17 protein-coding genes are annotated in these 17,222 nt (G+C 68.4%); 9 read left to right on the top strand and 8 right to left on the bottom strand.

Annotation, left to right across the window (positions count from 1 at the left end; translation table 11 throughout):
• Nucleotides 1-215, top strand: a 215-nt coding sequence (locus tag ACWC91_RS29770; RefSeq protein WP_450644449.1) for a transposase, incomplete at its 5' end; no start/stop codon positions are given.
• Between the two features lie 608 nt (nt 216-823).
• On the opposite strand, the gene ACWC91_RS29765 is transcribed toward ACWC91_RS29770, so the two are convergent.
• The 5 genes from ACWC91_RS29765 to ACWC91_RS29745 all read right to left on the bottom strand — a co-directional run bounded on the left by ACWC91_RS29765 (nt 824) and on the right by ACWC91_RS29745 (nt 4,707).
• Nucleotides 824-1,468 (bottom strand): hypothetical protein, encoded by a 645-nt coding sequence (locus ACWC91_RS29765; protein WP_450644447.1) that lies wholly within the window; start codon nt 1,466-1,468, stop codon nt 824-826.
• A gap of 33 nt (nt 1,469-1,501) precedes the next feature.
• The gene (locus tag ACWC91_RS29760; RefSeq protein ID WP_450726105.1) at nt 1,502-2,245 is read right to left on the bottom strand and encodes a recombinase family protein; all 744 of its coding nucleotides are present in this window, start codon (nt 2,243-2,245) and stop codon (nt 1,502-1,504) included.
• 231 nt (nt 2,246-2,476) lie between these two features.
• Nucleotides 2,477-3,727, bottom strand: coding sequence for a formamidase (gene fmdA / locus ACWC91_RS29755; protein WP_450644443.1), 1,251 nt, complete (start codon nt 3,725-3,727; stop codon nt 2,477-2,479).
• Nucleotides 3,728-3,736: 9 nt separating this feature from the next.
• Nucleotides 3,737-4,390 carry an AmiS/UreI family transporter gene (locus ACWC91_RS29750; protein ID WP_225077052.1) on the bottom strand — a complete coding sequence of 218 codons (654 nt, stop codon included), beginning with the start codon at nt 4,388-4,390 and terminating at the stop codon, nt 3,737-3,739.
• Nucleotides 4,391-4,428: 38 nt separating this feature from the next.
• The gene (locus tag ACWC91_RS29745) at nt 4,429-4,707 is read right to left on the bottom strand and encodes an FmdB family zinc ribbon protein (protein WP_450644441.1); all 279 of its coding nucleotides are present in this window, start codon (nt 4,705-4,707) and stop codon (nt 4,429-4,431) included.
• A 397-nt stretch (nt 4,708-5,104) separates the two neighbouring features.
• Here ACWC91_RS29745 and ACWC91_RS29740 point away from each other — a divergent pair, with 397 nt between their 5' ends.
• Nucleotides 5,105-5,527 (top strand): hypothetical protein, encoded by a 423-nt coding sequence (locus ACWC91_RS29740; RefSeq protein WP_450644451.1) that lies wholly within the window; start codon nt 5,105-5,107, stop codon nt 5,525-5,527.
• Nucleotides 5,528-5,629: 102 nt separating this feature from the next.
• Here ACWC91_RS29740 and ACWC91_RS29735 read toward each other — a convergent pair whose 3' ends face one another.
• Nucleotides 5,630-6,520 (bottom strand): YIP1 family protein, encoded by an 891-nt coding sequence (locus ACWC91_RS29735; RefSeq protein WP_225077050.1) that lies wholly within the window; start codon nt 6,518-6,520, stop codon nt 5,630-5,632.
• Nucleotides 6,521-6,737: 217 nt separating this feature from the next.
• On the opposite strand from ACWC91_RS29735, the gene ACWC91_RS29730 reads away from it, so the two are divergent.
• A complete protein-coding gene (locus ACWC91_RS29730; protein WP_450644439.1) occupies nt 6,738-7,070 on the top strand; it encodes an antibiotic biosynthesis monooxygenase family protein in 333 nt (110 codons plus the stop codon).
• A 90-nt stretch (nt 7,071-7,160) separates the two neighbouring features.
• On the opposite strand, the gene ACWC91_RS29725 is transcribed toward ACWC91_RS29730, so the two are convergent.
• Nucleotides 7,161-9,443, bottom strand: a complete 2,283-nt coding sequence (locus ACWC91_RS29725; RefSeq protein WP_225077049.1) for a (Fe-S)-binding protein — start codon at nt 9,441-9,443, stop codon at nt 7,161-7,163.
• 226 nt (nt 9,444-9,669) lie between these two features.
• Here ACWC91_RS29725 and ACWC91_RS29720 point away from each other — a divergent pair, with 226 nt between their 5' ends.
• From ACWC91_RS29720 to ACWC91_RS29700, 5 genes are all read left to right on the top strand, one after another.
• Nucleotides 9,670-11,082, top strand: coding sequence for an undecaprenyl/decaprenyl-phosphate alpha-N-acetylglucosaminyl 1-phosphate transferase (locus ACWC91_RS29720; protein WP_450726103.1), 1,413 nt, complete (start codon nt 9,670-9,672; stop codon nt 11,080-11,082).
• 94 nt (nt 11,083-11,176) lie between these two features.
• Entirely contained in the window at nt 11,177-13,024 is a 1,848-nt protein-coding gene (gene dnaK, locus ACWC91_RS29715; RefSeq protein WP_225077047.1) for a molecular chaperone DnaK, read from the top strand.
• Nucleotides 13,021-13,704, top strand: a complete 684-nt coding sequence (gene grpE / locus ACWC91_RS29710; RefSeq protein ID WP_225077046.1) for a nucleotide exchange factor GrpE — start codon at nt 13,021-13,023, stop codon at nt 13,702-13,704. The genes dnaK and grpE overlap by 4 nt, the downstream gene beginning before the upstream one ends.
• A gap of 39 nt (nt 13,705-13,743) precedes the next feature.
• A complete protein-coding gene (gene dnaJ, locus ACWC91_RS29705) occupies nt 13,744-14,919 on the top strand; it encodes a molecular chaperone DnaJ (protein WP_225077045.1) in 1,176 nt (391 codons plus the stop codon).
• Between the two features lie 5 nt (nt 14,920-14,924).
• Nucleotides 14,925-15,374, top strand: a complete 450-nt coding sequence (locus ACWC91_RS29700) for a heat shock protein transcriptional repressor HspR (protein ID WP_141366410.1) — start codon at nt 14,925-14,927, stop codon at nt 15,372-15,374.
• A gap of 7 nt (nt 15,375-15,381) precedes the next feature.
• Here the strand turns inward: ACWC91_RS29700 and ACWC91_RS29695 are convergent, their stop codons facing one another.
• Nucleotides 15,382-15,717, bottom strand: coding sequence for a hypothetical protein (locus ACWC91_RS29695; protein WP_450642100.1), 336 nt, complete (start codon nt 15,715-15,717; stop codon nt 15,382-15,384).
• 318 nt (nt 15,718-16,035) lie between these two features.
• Between ACWC91_RS29695 and ACWC91_RS29690 the strand changes: the two genes are divergently transcribed.
• A complete protein-coding gene (locus tag ACWC91_RS29690) occupies nt 16,036-17,142 on the top strand; it encodes a sugar ABC transporter substrate-binding protein (protein ID WP_450642105.1) in 1,107 nt (368 codons plus the stop codon).
• Nucleotides 17,143-17,222 lie beyond the last annotated feature (80 nt).

Raw genomic sequence — 17,222 nt, 5'->3', positions numbered from 1 at the left:
TGAACAAGGAGATCCGGCGTCGCACCGACGTGGTCGGTATCTTTCCCGACCGCACCGCTGTGATCCGGCTCGTCGGCGCGGTCCTGGCCGAGCAGAACGACGAGTGGACCGAAGCCCGCCGCTACATGGGCCGCGAACTCCTCGCCAAAGCCCGCCTCCACCCGATCGAGTCAGAAACCGACGAGACCGCCCTGCCCACCGAACTCACCGCATAGCCTCAAAACGAGATCACCGAGTGGCCGTGGATACACCACGCCAGCGGACGTGACCTCGGCTGACCGGATATCCAGCAAGGCTGGGACAGCTTCTTCCAGTTCGCGCAGACTCACCAGGTCACCTTCCGGGGAGGTTGTTGAGGATCACGCGGCTCTAGCGCAACTCGCCTGGCCAACGGCTGGGACGCCACGCTTCACAGCAGTTGAACCGTGCTTCGGTCCCCCAGCCAAGTCGTGGAGCCGACCGCCCCAGCCACGACGTGTTCTGACCTCGTGCCCTGTGTGCCTGTCTCTTGGGCGGGAGCGGGCGGCCGGAGGTGCCGAGCGGGGCGGAGACATGAGCGCGGGCGCCGCCGGCCGCCCGCGCCCGCCCGGAGGAGCGAAGCGACGACGGGTGCTTGATGAGGTAGAGAAACCTGTAACAGCTCAGGCGCGTAGCGGCTTGTCCGGTCCCGGTAGATGCTTGACACTTCGGTCCCAGCTGATGGTTGACAGTGGCCGTGATCATGTCGACCGAAAAGTGGATACGGATGCACCTGCGCCGGGCTCCTGAGCGGGACGGGGAATGGGTACGGCGTGCGCTCGTCCTACAGGGCCGAGCTTGATGATCACCGCCAGACTGGTTCGATCAGGCTCGGGTCGAACTTGCGTCGTCCGCGGCTGGCCGAATAGATGATCACGGCCGACAGGCTGTGCAAGATGATTTCCTGTTGGCGCTCGATCGGCAGACCGAAGAACTCGTCAACCGTCAGGTTCGCCGCATCGCCCTTGGCTTTCGCCTGCCTCTGTTCCTTGTAGAAACGGGCGCGCTCCAACTTCAGTTCGTCGCGCAAGCGCTCTTTGGCGGGCAAGAGCTGTAGGAGAGTGGCAACGGTGATCTGTTTCGTCCTCTCGGCCTCGACCAGTTGGGCAATGTCCTCGTTGACTTGCTCCAGCTCGGGTTCCCGCGGCCAACGTTGGTCGGCTGGGGCAGCCGTCACCATCGCTCGTGAACGCTGCTCCTCAAGCGCGAGTTGAGCTATCAGCCGGTCAACGGGCTCGCCGACGCGGGCGACTTTGCCGCATCCACCGTTCACCACCGAGCACTGATAACTGAACTTCGCCGCCTTTGACCCTGGCTTCCAGCGTTGGTTGACCTGGCCCCGGATCTTCGCCTTGCACAGGCCGCAGCGTGCGACCCCTGAGAGCAGATACTTACGAGCGAGCGACCTGCCAGGGTGCTTCTGCTTCCGCTCGGCGACGGCAGCGCACACTGCTTCCCAATCTTCGAGCGTGTTGATTGTTTCCTACTCGCCCATGACGGGCTGGCCGTCGTCGCCGTAAAGGATCTCGCCGTGGTACGTCCGGTAGCCGACGAGCCTGGGATTGGTCAGGATTTGCTCGACCCCGTGGTGAGCCATCCGCTTGGTGCCTTCCCGAGGGTTACCCAAGCCCTGCTCCTGCCACCGGGTGCGAATGGTGCCGATGCGGACGCCGGCGAGGATCTCGCGCTGTGCCTCGCGGATCGCCTTGGCCGCCTCCGGGTCGACCTTCGTGCGATCGTCCTTCCTCCATCCGTACGGCGCCGGTCCGCCGCTGTCCTTGCCTTGCTGGGCCAACTCCAAGTGTTTGCGCTTGATGCGGCGCGAGGCGTCGTGTGACGACTTGTTGGCGAACACGACCATGATGCGCGCCATGGTGCGGCCGTCCGGCGTCCCAAGGTTGATGTCGTTCGTGACGGTGGCGAACTCCAGCCGTGGGCGCTCGTCGTAGATCTCGATGAGGCGTTCAAGGTCTCGTGGCTGTCGGGTCAGTCGGTCAAGGTCGTACGCCACGATGCCGTCGATGAGGCCGGCGCGGAGATCCTTCAGCATCAGCTCGAACTCTTCGCGTACGACGTTGCGCTTGAACGCGGATACGTCGTTGTCCTCGTAGACCTTCACGGCCTGCCAGGATCGGAGATCTGCTAGACGCTCGCAGTCCTGTTGCTGTCGCGCGACACCGAGCGCTTCGCCTTCGTCGTCCCGCGAGATGCGGGTGTAGATCCCCACCCTGCGTGCCACGGTCGGCCCTCCCCTACCTCCTGAGCAGGGGTCAGGTAACTACTGTCATCCAGTTAAGTCAGCCTGGTCCGTGCTGCCCCCGTGCCGCAAGGCCGGTACGCCGATCACGCCCTCGAAGGACGCCCTGTAGCGAGAGGTCCGAGAGGCCCCGTAGCGCCGCGTCGAAGGCCGTACGGCCCCGCAGCACGAGCTGCGGGGCCGTTCCTGTGCGTGGTCCGGTCAGGCGATGGTCAGCGCCGCCTGACCGCGGTCGGCCTTCATCGGGCCGGCGGCGGACGGCCGGACGTCGAAGTCGAACATGGCGGTGGGCACGTACAGCGAACAGCAGGCGTTCGGGATGTCGACGATGCCGCTGATGCGTCCCTCTATGGGCGCGGAGCCGAGCAGCAGGTAGGCCTGCTCGCCGCTGTAGCCGAACCTCTTGAAGTACTCGACCGCGTTGAGGCAGGCACGCCGGTAGGCCAGCGTCGCGTCCATGTAGAAGTTGGTGTCCGTGTCGTGGTCGACGGAGACACCGATGAAGCTGATGAACTCCGTGTAGCGCGGCTCGACGTTACCGGGCATGAACACCGGGTTGGTGGTGATGCCGTACTTCTCCATGCCGCCCTTGATCAGGTCGATGTGGAAGTCGATGAAGCCGCCCATCTCGATGGCGCCGCAGAAGCTGATCTCTCCGTCGCCCTGGCTGAAGTGCAGGTCGCCCGCGGAGAGCTTGGCGTCCTTGACGTACACGGGGAAGAAGGCCCGCGAGCCGCGGGTCATGTTCTTGATGTCCTGGTTGCCGCCGTTCTCACGGGCGGGCACCGTGCGCGCGCCTTCCGCGGCGATGCGGTCGGCGAGGTCCCCGGTGGCCGTGCCGGCGAGCGCGTTGCTGGCGTCCGGAGGTACGGCGAGGGGCGGGACCCGGTTCGGGTCGGTGTCGATCAGCGCCTTCTCGCGCGCGTTCCAGCGGGCGAGCATCTCGGCGGACGGGGCCGTTCCGAACAGCCCGGGGTGGGTGATTCCGGTGTAGCGGATGCCGGGCAGGTGGCGGGAGACCGCCTGCTGGCCGTGGAAGTTCCAGACGGCCTTGTAGGAGTCCGGGAAGTAGTCGGTCAGGAAGCCTCCGCCGTTGGCCTTGGCGAAGATGCCGGTGTAGCCCCAGCCCTGGCCGGCCGCGTCCCCGCTCTGCTGCGGCACGGGGCCGAGGTCGAGGATGTCGACGACGAGCAGGTCGCCTGGTTCGGCGCCCTCCACGCCTATCGGCCCGCTGAGCATGTGAGGGATGGTCAGGTCGATGTCGCGCACATCGTTGGCCGAGTCGTTGTTGCCGATCTGGCAGTCGGTCCAGTCGCGGCACTCTATGCGGAACTCCGCTCCCGGCTTCACCATGGTGGCGCTGGGGATGTCGGGGTGCCACCTGTTGTGTCCGGGAACGTCCTGCTCACGCATCGACTTGCTCTGGTCCACACTGAAGAGAATTTCGGGCATGACAGCTCCTCACTTCTGATCCGGTGACGTTGGGGCGCCCGCACCATTGGCCGGCGGAGCGGTTTGGGTGGGCCGAGGCGATTGACGGGTGCGCGGCCACAGCCCCACGAACATCAGCACGCCGAAGACCCCCAGGGCGATGGCGGTCTCGGTGGGGTGCTTCCAGTAGCCGGAGAGCAGCAGCCCCGCGGGAATGGCACCGGTGACCCAGCCCTCGATCGCGGTGATCCAGCCCGTATAGGTCCTGAGGTGGTCCATCTTGAGACCGAGCAGCAGGAAGAACAGGAACCACAGCAAGGCCCAGTAGAGCCAGATGACCCCGAAGGGGTAGTCCTTCAAGAGCCGGAAATTGGCGTACGAATATCCCAGGGCGGCAATTGCCACAAACAATGAGTAATAGCCGACTCCGGTGGTGTCGAGGTCGGCGAGCAGGCCGATACCCACATAGAGGTAGGTGAAGGAGAACAGATAGATTCCGGATGCCGCCAGGATCTTCTTGGGGTCGCCGCCCGAGGTGAAGATGAGGTAAGTCGGCGTCAGTACCTGAAGTGTTCCTACGAACAGGTTGAATACTGCTCCCGCACGGGCGTCGACCTTGCCGAGAAGCAGCAACCCATTCATGAAGAGCACCGCACCGACAAAGAGGAGTCCCACATTTCCCACCGGGACGCACCTCCTGACTCCGCGTGGGGTGGAGACAGTCAGGGACGCGGCAACCGTGAGAGCGCGGGGTGCGGTCGCGGCTCCGGCCTTGTGCGCGGCGGCACTTCGGAGACTACTGCCGGGGCCTCACGGGCCTGCTCCTCGCGTTCGCGGAGGACGGTGGACGCGCTCGAGGCCGTCGACAGGCCGGGCGCGGAGTACAAACGCCTCGCAGCGTCCGCGCAAAAAGGGCAGCCATACGTCTTGGGTGCCGTTCCGATCGTCAATTTCACATCGAAAGGACCGCAATGACTGCACAGATATTCGTAAGTGGCCATTATCGCTCCGGAAACCACTGGACGCTCGCGAACCCGAGTGTGCGGGCACGCCTGGAAAAGCGTCTGCCGCAACTGTTTCCTCTCTTCAAGGAGACGTCTCGTCAATGGGCGTGTCAAGTCGGAGAGGGGTCGACCGCGTCCCTCTCCTGCTCCGGTGGCCCGTGGTGTGTGCATCAGCGCATGATCGAGCGGCCGCGTTGATCAGCCGGGTGCCGGGGGGAACCAGTGGAAGATCCATTGCGAGGGGAAGAGTGAGCCGACTCACTCCGAATTTTGCTGGACGGTTGCCGCCGAGACCTTTAGTTTCGGTAAATAGATTGATTTTTCCTTATGTGGAGGCGCCGACGCCACGCATACTGTCTCGCAGAAAACCAAGGAGGGCGGATCGGTGAGCAACATGGACGCCGTGTGGGTACGAGGCGTGAACGGCATTCAGTTGCATCACGTGACCGACCTTCAGGACGCCGGCAGGTTTTTGGGCAACGCGGCGATGGCGCTGCGGGCCGCACACGTGAGGACCGGCACCGACCAGTACGCCGGCCTCGCCGCCGAGCTGAAGAGCCTGGTGGAGCGGGTGCGGGAGCTGGAGGACAAGGCACGGTCGAGCATGCACGACCTGCACTCCACCGACCCCGAGCGGTTCGCCCGCTGCCGGGACGGCCACGAGCCGTGGCCCGGCGAGATCCCGGCGGGGTTCATCCCGCGCCACACCTGCAAGGACGAGTGCCTCTACCACGACCGCGGGGTCGTGGAGGCCGTCATGCAGTGCACCTGCGGGCAGCCGCCGTGCAGGGCGTGTGAGATCGGCGGCAAGCCCTGACGGCAGGGGACGAGCAGGCAGGAGACGAGCAAGGGGCCCGGCGGATCATCGCCGGGCCCCTTGTGCGCTGGTGGGCTGCTGGAAGGCCGGAACGCTAGAACGCTAGAACGTGCCGAGCTTCACGATCGACAGCAGTGCGATCAGCTGGATCGCCGAGGCGCCCAGGGCCTTGGGCCAGGGCAGGTCGTGGGAACGGCTGACCATGAGGGTCAGCAGGGCGCCGCACGCGACCCAGGTGGCCCAGCCGAGCAGCTGGACGAAGCCCGCGTCGCCGCCGAGGAACATGGCGACGAGCAGGCGCGGCGCGTCCGTGATCGACATGATCAGCATGGACAGGCCGACCGTGGGCTGCCAGGCTCCGTCGCCGCCGAGCTGGCGGGCCAGGGTGTGGGTGACCACACCGAGGATGAAGGAGCTGATCACGATGGCCACGGCGGTGATCAGGACGATCGGGACCGCGTTGGAGAGGGTGGCGTTGATGGCGTCCTTGCGGGCGCCGTCGAAGCCGAAGACCGCGAGCAGTCCGTAGAGGAACGTCACGATGAGGGCGGGGCCCCACATCGTGTAGTCGCGCATCTGGAGGAAGGTCTGGTTGGGGGACAGGACTATGCCCCTCAGCAGGTCCGTCCAGTGCAGACGGGGGCCGATCGGGCCGGCCGGTGCCGAGCCCGCGCGGTAGGTCCCGCTCTGGTTGTAGGGGTCCTCGCCGACGGCGAAGGCCTGGGTGTGGCCGGGGTTGTTGGCCGCGTACGGGTCGGGGCCGCCCTGCGGGTAGCCGCCGCCGAAGTACTCCGGCTCGCCCTGGCCGCCGCCGTAGCCGCCGCCGGCCTGGGGCCACTGGGCGCCGCCGCCTCCGTACGGCGGCCGCTGCTGCGCCGGGGGATGACCGTACGAGGGGGCCTGGGGCGCCTGCTGCCCGTACGGAGGTCGTTGGGTCCGCGCTTGCGGGGCACGGTCGTTCCGGCCGCCGCGTCCGCTCCTGAATCCAGCCACGTCAACGAACGTACCCGAGCCCGGCAAGTCACGTGCGGGGCCGGGTGTTCCGGCAGGGCTTTGGGTCCGAGCTGTGACATCCCTTAAGGGGCGTTCCGGTCGTTTCTCAGGGGCGTTCACGGGGTGTTCCGAGGTGTCGGGCGGGAGCTTTCCGGACCACGGGCGCGACACGGAGGCGCTGAGTGGCGGCCCGGGGGCCACCGGGCAGGATGGGACCATGAGCGTAGTCAAGATCAACGTACTGACCGTGCCCGCCGAGCAGCGCGAGACGCTGGAGAAGCGATTCGCCTCCCGGGCGCACGCGGTCGAGAGCTCCGACGGGTTCGAGTGGTTCGAGCTCCTGCGCCCCGTCGAGGGCACCGACACCTACCTCGTCTACACGCGCTGGCGTGACGAGGAGTCGTTCCAGGCCTGGTTGGAGGGGCCGATGAAGGCCGCGCACCAGGGCGCCGGCGGGGGTGAGGGAGGGGAGCGGCCGAAGCCCGCAGCCACCGGCTCGACCCTGTGGTCCTTCGAGGTCGTTCAGCAGGCCGCTCCCAAGGGCGCGTAGCGCTCCCGGAAACACGGCGACGCCCCCGTGCCCGTACGGACACGGGGGCGTCGGACGCGGGGGCGCCGGGCGCGGGAACGGCCGGGCCGCCTACTTCACCGGCGCGGGCTCCGGCTCGCTCTCGTCGGCCGCCTCGCCCGCCGGGTCGACCGGCGTCCGGACGGAGTCCAGCAGAAGCTGGGCGACGTCCACGACCTGGATGGACTCCTTGGCCTTGCCGTCGTTCTTCTTGCCGTTCACGGAGTCCGTGAGCATGACCAGGCAGAACGGGCAGGCCGTCGAGACGATGTCCGGGTTCAGCGAAAGGGCCTCGTCGACACGCTCGTCGTTGATGCGCTTGCCGATCCGCTCCTCCATCCACATCCGGGCGCCGCCGGCGCCGCAGCAGAAGCCGCGCTCCTTGTGGCGGTGCATCTCCTCGTTCCTGAGGCCGGGGACCTTGCCGATGATCTCGCGCGGAGGCGTGTAGATCTTGTTGTGGCGGCCCAGGTAGCAGGGGTCGTGGTAGGTGATGATGCCCTCGACCGGGGTGACCGGGACCAGCTTGCCCTCGTCCACCAGGTGCTGGAGCAGCTGGGTGTGGTGGATGACCTCGTAGTCGCCGCCGAGCTGCGGGTACTCGTTGCCGAGCGTGTTGAGGCAGTGCGGGCAGGTGGCGACGATCCTCTTCGCCGACTTCGGCTTGCGGGACTCCTCGGTGACGTTGCCCTCGTCGTCCGTCTCCTCGCCGAAGGCCATGTTCAGCGTGGCGACGTTCTCCATGCCGAGTTCCTGGAACAGGGGCTCGTTGCCCAGGCGGCGGGCGGAGTCACCGGTGCACTTCTCGTCGCCGCCCATGATCGCGAACTTCACGCCCGCGATGTGCAGCAGCTCCGCGAAGGCCTTGGTGGTCTTCTTGGCGCGGTCCTCCAGGGCGCCGGCGCAGCCGACCCAGTACAGGTAGTCGACCTCGGAGAGGTCCTCGACGTCCTTGCCGACCACCGGGACGTCGAAGTCGACCTCCTTGGTCCACTCCAGGCGCTGCTTCTTGGCCAGGCCCCAGGGGTTGCCCTTCTTCTCCAGGTTCTTGAGCATCGTGCCCGCCTCGGACGGGAACGAGGACTCGATCATGACCTGGTAGCGGCGCATGTCGACGATGTGGTCGACGTGCTCGATGTCGACCGGGCACTGCTCGACGCAGGCGCCGCAGGTGGTGCAGGACCACAGGACGTCCGGGTCGATGACGCCGTTCTCTTCCAGCGTGCCGATCAGCGGGCGCTCGGCCTCGGCGAGCGCCGCGGCCGGGACGTCCTTCAGCTGCTCGGCGGAGGCCTTCTCCTCGCCCTCCATCGACTTGCCGCCGCCGGCCAGCAGGTACGGGGCCTTGGCGTGCGCGTGGTCGCGCAGCGACATGATCAGCAGCTTGGGGGAGAGCGGCTTGCCGGTGTTCCAGGCCGGGCACTGCGACTGGCAGCGGCCGCACTCGGTGCAGGTGGAGAAGTCCAGCAGGCCCTTCCAGGAGAACTGCTCGACCTGGGAGACGCCGAAGACGTCGTCGTCGCCGGGGTCGGTGAAGTCGATCGCCTTGCCGCCGGAGGTCATCGGCTGGAGGGCGCCCAGGGCCGTGCCGCCGTCGGCCTCGCGCTTGAACCAGATGTTCGGGAAGGCCAGGAAGCGGTGCCAGGCCACGCCCATGTTGGTGGTCAGGGAGACGACGATCATCCACACGAAGGACGTGCCGATCTTGATCATCGCGGTCAGGTAGACCAGGTTCTGCAGGGTGCCGGCCGACAGGCCCTTGAAGGCGAGCACCAGCGGGTACGAGGCGAAGTACCCGGCCTCGTAGTGCTCCACGTGGTGCAGCGCGCCCTCCAGTCCGCGCAGGACGTAGATCGCGAGGCCGATGGTGAGGATGACGTACTCGACGAAGTACGCCTGGCCGGCCTTGGAGCCGGCGAAGCGGGACTTGCGGCCGGGCCGGGACGGCAGGCTCAGCAGCCGGATCGCGATGAGCACGGCGATGCCGAGGACGGTCATCACGCCGATGAACTCGATGTACATCTCGAACGGCAGGAAGTCACCGATGACCGGCAGCGTCCAGTCGGCCCGGAACAACTGACCGAACGCCTGTGCGAGGGTGGGCGGCAGCGTCAGGAAGCCGATGGCCACGAACCAGTGGGCGACGCCCACGATGCCCCACCGGTTCATCCGGGTGTGGCCGAGGAACTCCCGGACCAGGGTCACGCTGCGCTGGTAGGGGTTGTCGGTACGGGCGCCGGCGGGTACGGGCTGACCCAGCTTGAAGTACCGGACGAACTGGCCGATGGCACGGGCGAGCAGCGCGACGCCGACCACGGTCAGGACCAGCGACACGATGATCGCGGCGAGTTGCATGGGGGCTCCTGAGGCGGCCTCTAGATTACTGAGCGGTAACTTATGTAGTCCGTCTGAGACTACCCCCATCATCTGTCGCGATGCAGCCGGGCGCGGGGTGATCTGGGTCGCTGAAAGCCCTCTTGAGGGCCGTCCGGGGGGTGCCGGGGGGGCGCCCGGCAATCCAGTCGCGTTCCGATCGTGTTATTCGCACCCGATCGCCCCATATACCCCTAATTTAAGAACCGTGCTCTACGGGATCACCACCGCCATCACCGCTCTCCTCCTCGCCGCCCTGCTCTCGGCGCTGCTCCGAGTGCTCGCGCTCCGGCTGGGCCTCGTCGACCGCAGGAGGCGGGCCCGCCCCTTGCCGCTGCTCGGCGGCCTGGCCGTGGTGCTCAGCACCTGCCTGGTCGCCGCGGCCGGCGGCTGGACGGGCACCGCCCCGCTGGGCGACGGGGTGGGCAGGCTGCTCACCGCGGGCGCGGCCGTCGCCGTGCTCGGGACCGCCGCGGACGTGTGGCGGCTGAAGACGCCGTTCCTGTTCGTCGGTACGGCCCTCGCGGCGGCCTGCGTGGTGCCGTACGACGAGATCGGGCCCGTGGCCGGGATCGCCGCCGTGGCCTGGATCGCCTGTGTGGCCGCCGCCTTTCGTGGACTCGACCACGCGGACGGCCTCGCGGGCACGGTGGGAGTGCTCACCGCGTTCGGGGTGGGCGTGTGCGCGGCGGCCGAGGTGATGGACGACCTCGCGGTGCTGCTGAGCGTGCTGGCCGCCGCCCTCACCGGCTTCCTGATGCACAACTGGCATCCGGCGCGGGTCGCGTTCGGGTCCGGCGGCTCGCTGTTCACCGGCTTCGTGCTCGCCTCCGCGGCCCTCCTCACCCGTACCGGGTACGACACGGGCTCCACCGTGGCGGTGCTGTTCGCGCTCACCGCCACGGCGAGCGCCGACGCCGTGCTGGTCCTCGTGTCGCGGAAGCTGGCCGGGCGTCCCCTGCTGCGCCGCGGCCCCGACCACTTCGCGCACCGGCTGCGCCGGCTCGGGCCGACTCCGCCGGGCGCGACCGTCCTGCTCGGTCTCGCCACCTTCGCCGCGGTGCTGGTCGGGGTGCTGGTGCACACGGGCTGGGCGAAGCCGACGGCCGTACTGTGGGTGGCCGGGGCGGCCCTGGCGGTCGTCCTCGGGCTGCTGCGGGTGCCGGCGTACGCGCCGCGGCGGCACACCGAAGTCAACGGGGCCCGCGCGCAGACCCCGGGTTCCGGTACGCGCACGCAGTCCCGGGTTCCGGGCACCCGGGGGCAGACCCGGGTGCCCGGAACCCGCGGGCGGCCCGAGGAGCGGACGGCCCGGGGCCTTCCCGTCGCCGGCGGCGCCACGCGCGCGCGTGCCGACGCGTCCGGTTCCGGGGGACCGCCACGCGTGCGTGGGGACGCCTCCGGCGCCCGTTCCCGCGCCGAGCCCTTCCGGGCCCTCCGTGCCCTGAGGCAGTCCGGCGCGGGGGCTCCGGGAGCCCCGCGCGGCAGGGCTCCGTACGACGCGGAGTCGGGCGCAGCCGGCGTTCAGGTCCCTCGCCGTCAACTTGAATATCCGCCTCCTCCGCCCCGGCAATCCACATCGCCGCAGGTCAGAGCGCCCTTGCGTATAAGGGATGGATAAGACTTGAGTCGATGTGGCTCAGGTCTGTTGACCCGGCGGTGAGCCTCGGGCACACTTGAGTCCGTTCCACTCAAGTCAGCTGGAGGAATTCACCATGGCACGTGCGGTCGGCATCGACCTGGGCACGACTAACTCCGTCGTCAGCGTTCTCGAAGGCGGCGAGCCCACCGTCATCACCAACGCCGAGGGTGCCAGGACCACGCCGTCCGTCGTCGCCTTCGCCAAGAACGGCGAGGTGCTGGTCGGTGAGGTGGCCAAGCGCCAGGCCGTCACCAACGTCGACAGGACCATCCGGTCGGTCAAGCGCCACATGGGCACCGACTGGAGGATCAACCTCGACGGCAAGGACTTCAACCCGCAGCAGATCAGCGCCTTCGTGCTGCAGAAGCTGAAGCGGGACGCGGAGGCCTACCTCGGCGAGAAGGTCACGGACGCGGTCATCACCGTCCCGGCGTACTTCAACGACGCCGAGCGCCAGGCCACCAAGGAGGCCGGCGAGATCGCCGGTCTGAACGTGCTGCGCATCGTCAACGAGCCGACGGCCGCCGCCCTGGCGTACGGCCTCGACAAGGACGAGCAGATGATCCTCGTCTTCGACCTCGGTGGCGGTACGTTCGACGTCTCGCTGCTGGAGATCGGCGACGGCGTCGTCGAGGTGAAGGCCACCAACGGAGACAACCACCTCGGTGGTGACGACTGGGACCAGCGCGTCGTCGACTACCTGGTCAAGCAGTTCCAGTCCGGTCACGGCGTGGACCTGTCCAAGGACAAGATGGCCCTGCAGCGTCTGCGTGAGGCGGCGGAGAAGGCCAAGATCGAGCTGTCCTCGTCCACCGAGACCTCGATCAACCTGCCCTACATCACCGCGTCCGCCGAGGGCCCGCTGCACCTGGACGAGAGGCTCACCCGCGCCCAGTTCCAGCAGCTGACGGCCGACCTGCTGGAGCGCTGCAAGACGCCGTTCCACAACGTCATCAAGGACGCCGGCGTCTCCGTCAGCGACATCGACCACGTCGTGCTCGTCGGTGGTTCCACCCGTATGCCCGCGGTCGCCGAGCTCGTCAAGGAGCTGACCGGCGGCAAGGAGGCCAACAAGGGCGTGAACCCGGACGAGGTCGTCGCCATCGGCGCCTCGCTCCAGGCCGGTGTCCTCAAGGGCGAGGTCAAGGACGTCCTGCTGCTCGACGTCACCCCGCTGTCCCTCGGCATCGAGACCAAGGGCGGCATCATGACCAAGCTGATCGAGCGCAACACCACGATCCCGACCAAGCGCTCGGAGATCTTCACCACGGCCGAGGACAACCAGCCGTCGGTGCAGATCCAGGTCTACCAGGGCGAGCGCGAGATCGCCGCGTACAACAAGAAGCTCGGCATGTTCGAGCTGACCGGTCTGCCGCCGGCGCCGCGCGGCGTCCCGCAGATCGAGGTGTCCTTCGACATCGACGCCAACGGCATCATGCACGTCACGGCGAAGGACCTCGGCACCGGCAAGGAGCAGAAGATGACCGTCACCGGCGGCTCCTCGCTCCCGAAGGACGAGGTCGACCGCATGCGCGAGGAGGCCGAGCGCTACGCGGAGGAGGACCACAAGCGCCGCGAGGCCGCCGAGACCCGCAACCAGGGCGAGCAGCTCGTCTACCAGACCGAGAAGTTCCTCAAGGACAACGAGGACAAGGTCCCCGGCGAGATCAAGACCGAGGTGGAGTCCGCCGTCGCCGAGCTGAAGGAGCAGCTCAAGGGCGAGGACACCGCTGAGATCCGCACCGCCACGGAGAAGGTCGCCGCCGTCTCCCAGAAGCTCGGCCAGGCCATGTACGCCGACGCCCAGGCCGCGCAGGCCGCGGGCGGTGCCGGTGACGCCGGTGCGGGCCAGGCCAAGGCCGACGACGACGTCGTGGACGCCGAGATCGTCGACGACGAGCGCAAGGACGGTGCGGCGTGACGGAGGAGACCCCCGGCTTCGAGGAACATCAGCCGCAGCCTCCGCCGCCGTCCGACGCCGCCTCGGGCACCTCCGACGACGCCGCGCAGGCCGCCGCCCAGGACAAGGGCGCGGCCCCGGCCGGTGAAGCGGACCAGTCGGCCGCGCTGACGGCCCAGCTGGACCAGGTGCGCACGGCGCTCGGCGAGCGCACGGCGGACCTGCAACGGCTCCAGGCCGAGTACCAGAACTACCGGCGCCGGGTCGAGCGCGACCGGATCGCGGTACGGGAGGTCGCTGTCGCGAACATCCTGTCCGAGCTCCTGCCCGTGCTCGACGACATCGGCCGCGCGCGGGACCACAGCGAACTGGTGGGCGGTTTCAAGTCCGTCGCCGAGTCGCTGGAGACCGTGGTGGCGAAGCTCGGGCTCCAGCAGTTCGGCAAGGAGGGCGAGCCCTTCGACCCGACGATCCACGAGGCCCTGATGCACTCGTACGCGCCGGACGTCACCGAGACGACGTGCGTGGCGATTCTGCAGCCCGGGTATCGGATCGGCGAGCGCACCATCCGCCCCGCGCGGGTGGCGGTGGCCGAGCCCCAGCCCGGCGCGCAGACGGTCGAGCCGGCCGAGGAGTCCGGCACGGCCCAGGCCGCCGAGCAGGGCGAGGACAAGGAGAACGGTGGCCCGGAGGAGGGCTGACGTAATAACGGACGACGCACGAGAGGAGGGACGTCGGGGATGAGCACCAAGGACTTCATCGAGAAGGACTACTACAAGGTCCTCGGCGTCCCCAAGGACGCCACCGAGGCCGAGATCAAGAAGGCGTACCGGAAGCTCGCCCGCGAGTTCCACCCGGACGCCAACAAGGGCAACGCCAAGGCCGAGGAGCGCTTCAAGGAGATCTCCGAGGCGAACGACGTGCTCGGCGACGCCAAGAAGCGCAAGGAGTACGACGAGGCCCGCGCCCTGTTCGGCAACGGCGGCTTCCGCCCCGGCCCGGGCGCCGGCGGCGGCTCCTTCAACTTCGACCTGGGCGACCTCTTCGGAGGCGCCCAGGGCGGCGGCGGGAGCGGCGGCTTCGGCGGCGGAATCGGTGACGTCTTCGGGGGCCTGTTCAACCGGGGCGGCACGGGCACCACGCGTGCCCAGCCCAGGCGCGGCCAGGACATCGAGTCCGAGGTCACGCTGAGTTTCACGGAGGCCATCGAGGGCGCGACGGTGCCGCTGCGCATGTCCAGCCAGCAACCGTGCAAGGCCTGTTCGGGCACCGGCGACAAGAACGGCACACCGCGGGTGTGCCCGACCTGCGTCGGCACCGGACAGGTGGCGCGCGGCTCCGGCGGCGGATTCTCGCTGACGGACCCGTGCCCGGACTGCAAGGGCCGCGGTCTCATCGCGGAGAACCCCTGTGAGGTCTGCATGGGTTCCGGGCGGGCCAAGTCGTCCCGGACGATGCAGGTCCGCATTCCGGCCGGGGTCAGCGACGGCCAGCGGATCCGGCTGCGCGGCAAGGGCGCCCCGGGCGAGCGCGGCGGACCCGCGGGCGACCTGTACGTGGTGGTGCACGTCGGGGAGCACCCGGTCTTCGGCCGCCGGGGCGACAACCTCACCGTCACCGTGCCGGTCACGTTCGCCGAGGCGGCCCTGGGCGGCGAGGTCCGCGTGCCCACCCTGGGCGGTCCTTCGGTGACGCTGAAGCTGCCCCCGGGTACCCCGAACGGGCGCACGATGCGGGCCCGCGGCAAGGGCGCGGTCCGCAAGGACGGCAGCCACGGCGACCTCCTGGTCACCGTGGAGGTGAGTGTCCCGAAGGACCTGTCGGGGAAGGCTCGTGACGCGCTTCAGGCGTATCGCGAGGCCACCGCGGGCGAGGACCCGCGGGCCGAGCTGTTCGAGGCCGCGAAGGGAGCATGAGTGAGATGGACGGCCGCCGTCGCAACCCGTACGAACTGACGGAAGACACACCGGTGTACGTCATCTCGGTGGCCGCCCAGCTGTCCGGACTGCACCCGCAGACACTCCGCCAGTACGACCGGCTGGGCCTGGTGTCCCCCGACCGCACCGCCGGACGGGGGCGCCGCTACTCGGCCCGTGACATCGAACTGCTCCGCCAGGTGCAGCAGTTGTCGCAGGACGAGGGCATCAACCTGGCCGGCATCAAGCGCATCATCGAACTGGAGAACCAGGTCTCGGCGCTCCAGTCCCGGATCGCGGAGCTCCAGGCGGCGCTGGACGGCGCCGCGGCGGCGATGCGGCAGCGCGAGGCCGCCGTCCACGCCTCCTACCGCCGGGACCTGGTCCCCTACCAGGAGGTCCAGCAGACCAGCGCGCTGGTGGTGTGGCGGCCCAAGCGGCAGCAGCCGGACTGACCCGCTCTCAGCCGCGGGCGACGCACGACACCACGCGGGCACGAACGACGACGAGGGGCCGGGAGGCCGTACAGCCTCCCGGCCCCTCGTCGTGCCGCCGGCGGCTCCGGCGCAGGTGAACGCGTCCAGCTGCCGTTCCCCTGGGGCGCGGGTACAGGCGGTACCCGGCGAGGTCCAGCTCCTTGTTCCTGGTCCATGTCGTCTCGGCCCGGCCCGAGTTCTTGGCGTACGACACGGTGAGGCCGGCCGGGGCGAGCGGCCCGGCCTTGTCGACGCTCGCCGAAGGCCGGGGTGTGTAACGGAACTTGACGTCGGTCGCGCTCGTCCAGTTGGCGTAGTCCACGCGCAGGGTGTGGGTGCCGGAGGGGATCGTGGCGGGAACGCCGGAGCGGGCCTCCCGTGATCATGACTCGCGTGGCGGGAGTTGGTTGTACGGATCTCGACCCGGCGGTGGGCGGCCGTCGAGTGGCGGGCCGGTAAAGGGCGTTTGGAGGCGATTCCGCAAGACTCCGCAAGGTCTTCACAGACACAGCGGAGCGTTGCGTTGCCATCTCGTTAAGTGGTTCCGCTTGACGCCGGTGGTCCCCTCGCGTTGGCTTTTCAGTCACCTGGGTTGCAATGCTGCGCCCTCGTCCGGAAGGCACCAGAAGTGAGCACCTCGATGCGTCGTATCGCCATAGCCGTGGCCGCGCCCACGCTGACCTTCTCGCTCGCCGCCTGCGGGGCGCTCGGCGGGTCGGGGAGCAGCAGCGCCGCGAGCCCGACCAAGGGCAACGACCTGACGGTGGGTCTGCTGCTGCCGGAGACGGCCAACACCCGGTACGAGAAGTTCGACTACCCCATCATCAAGAAGAAGGTCGCCGACCTGACCCGGAACCAGGGCAAGGTCGAGTACGCCAACGCGGACGCGGACGCGGGCCGGCAGGCCGGCCAGATGCAGCGAATGATCGACAACAAGGTCGACGTCATCCTGCTCGACGCCGTCGACTCGCACGCCATCGCCGACATGGTGCAGAAGGCCAAGGACGCGAACATCCCGGTCATCGCCTACGACCGGCTCTCCGAGGGCCCGATCGACGCCTACATCTCCTTCGACAACGAACTGGTGGGCGAGGTGCAGGGCCGTTCCCTGCTCGAGGCGCTGGGTTCCGGTGTCGACACCTCCGACCAGATCGTCATGATCAACGGCTCGCCCACCGACCCGAACGCCAAGCAGTTCAAGGAGGGCGCGCTCTCCCAGCTCAACGGGAAGGTCAAGATCGGCAAGTCCTACGACACCAAGGACTGGAAGCCCGAGAACGCCGAGGCGAACATGGCCCAGGCGCTCGCCTCGCTCGGCAAGGACAACATCGCCGCCGTCTACTCCGCCAACGACGGCATGGCGGGCGGCGTCATCAAGGCCTTCAAGGCGGCGGGCGTCACCGACCTGCCGTTCATCACCGGCCAGGACGCCGAACTCGACGCCGTGCAGCGGATCGTCACCGGCGAGCAGTACATGAGCGTGTACAAGTCCTACCGGACGGAGGCCGAGACCGCCGCCCAGATGGCGGTCGCCAAGGTCCAGGGCAAGGACATCCAGTTCGACTCCCTCACCCGGGACCGGGTCAGCAGCCCCACCCACAAGGACGTTCCGGCCCAGTTGGTCTCCGTGGTCGCCCTGACGAAGAACAACATCAAGGACACAGTCATCGAGGACGAAATCTACGGGGTGTCGGACATCTGCACCGCGAAGTACCGGGAGGCCTGCGCGGCGATCGGCCTGAAGTAACTCCCTTGCGAGCGTGCCCCGTTCGGGTACAACAGCCGGTTCCGGCCACGCCGTGTTCCGTCAAGTGGAGGCTGGTGCAC

The organism is Streptomyces sp. NPDC001204, from assembly GCF_053598035.1.
The sequence above is the reverse complement of the archived record's forward strand: the minus strand, read 5'-3'. Positions and strand labels throughout refer to the sequence as shown.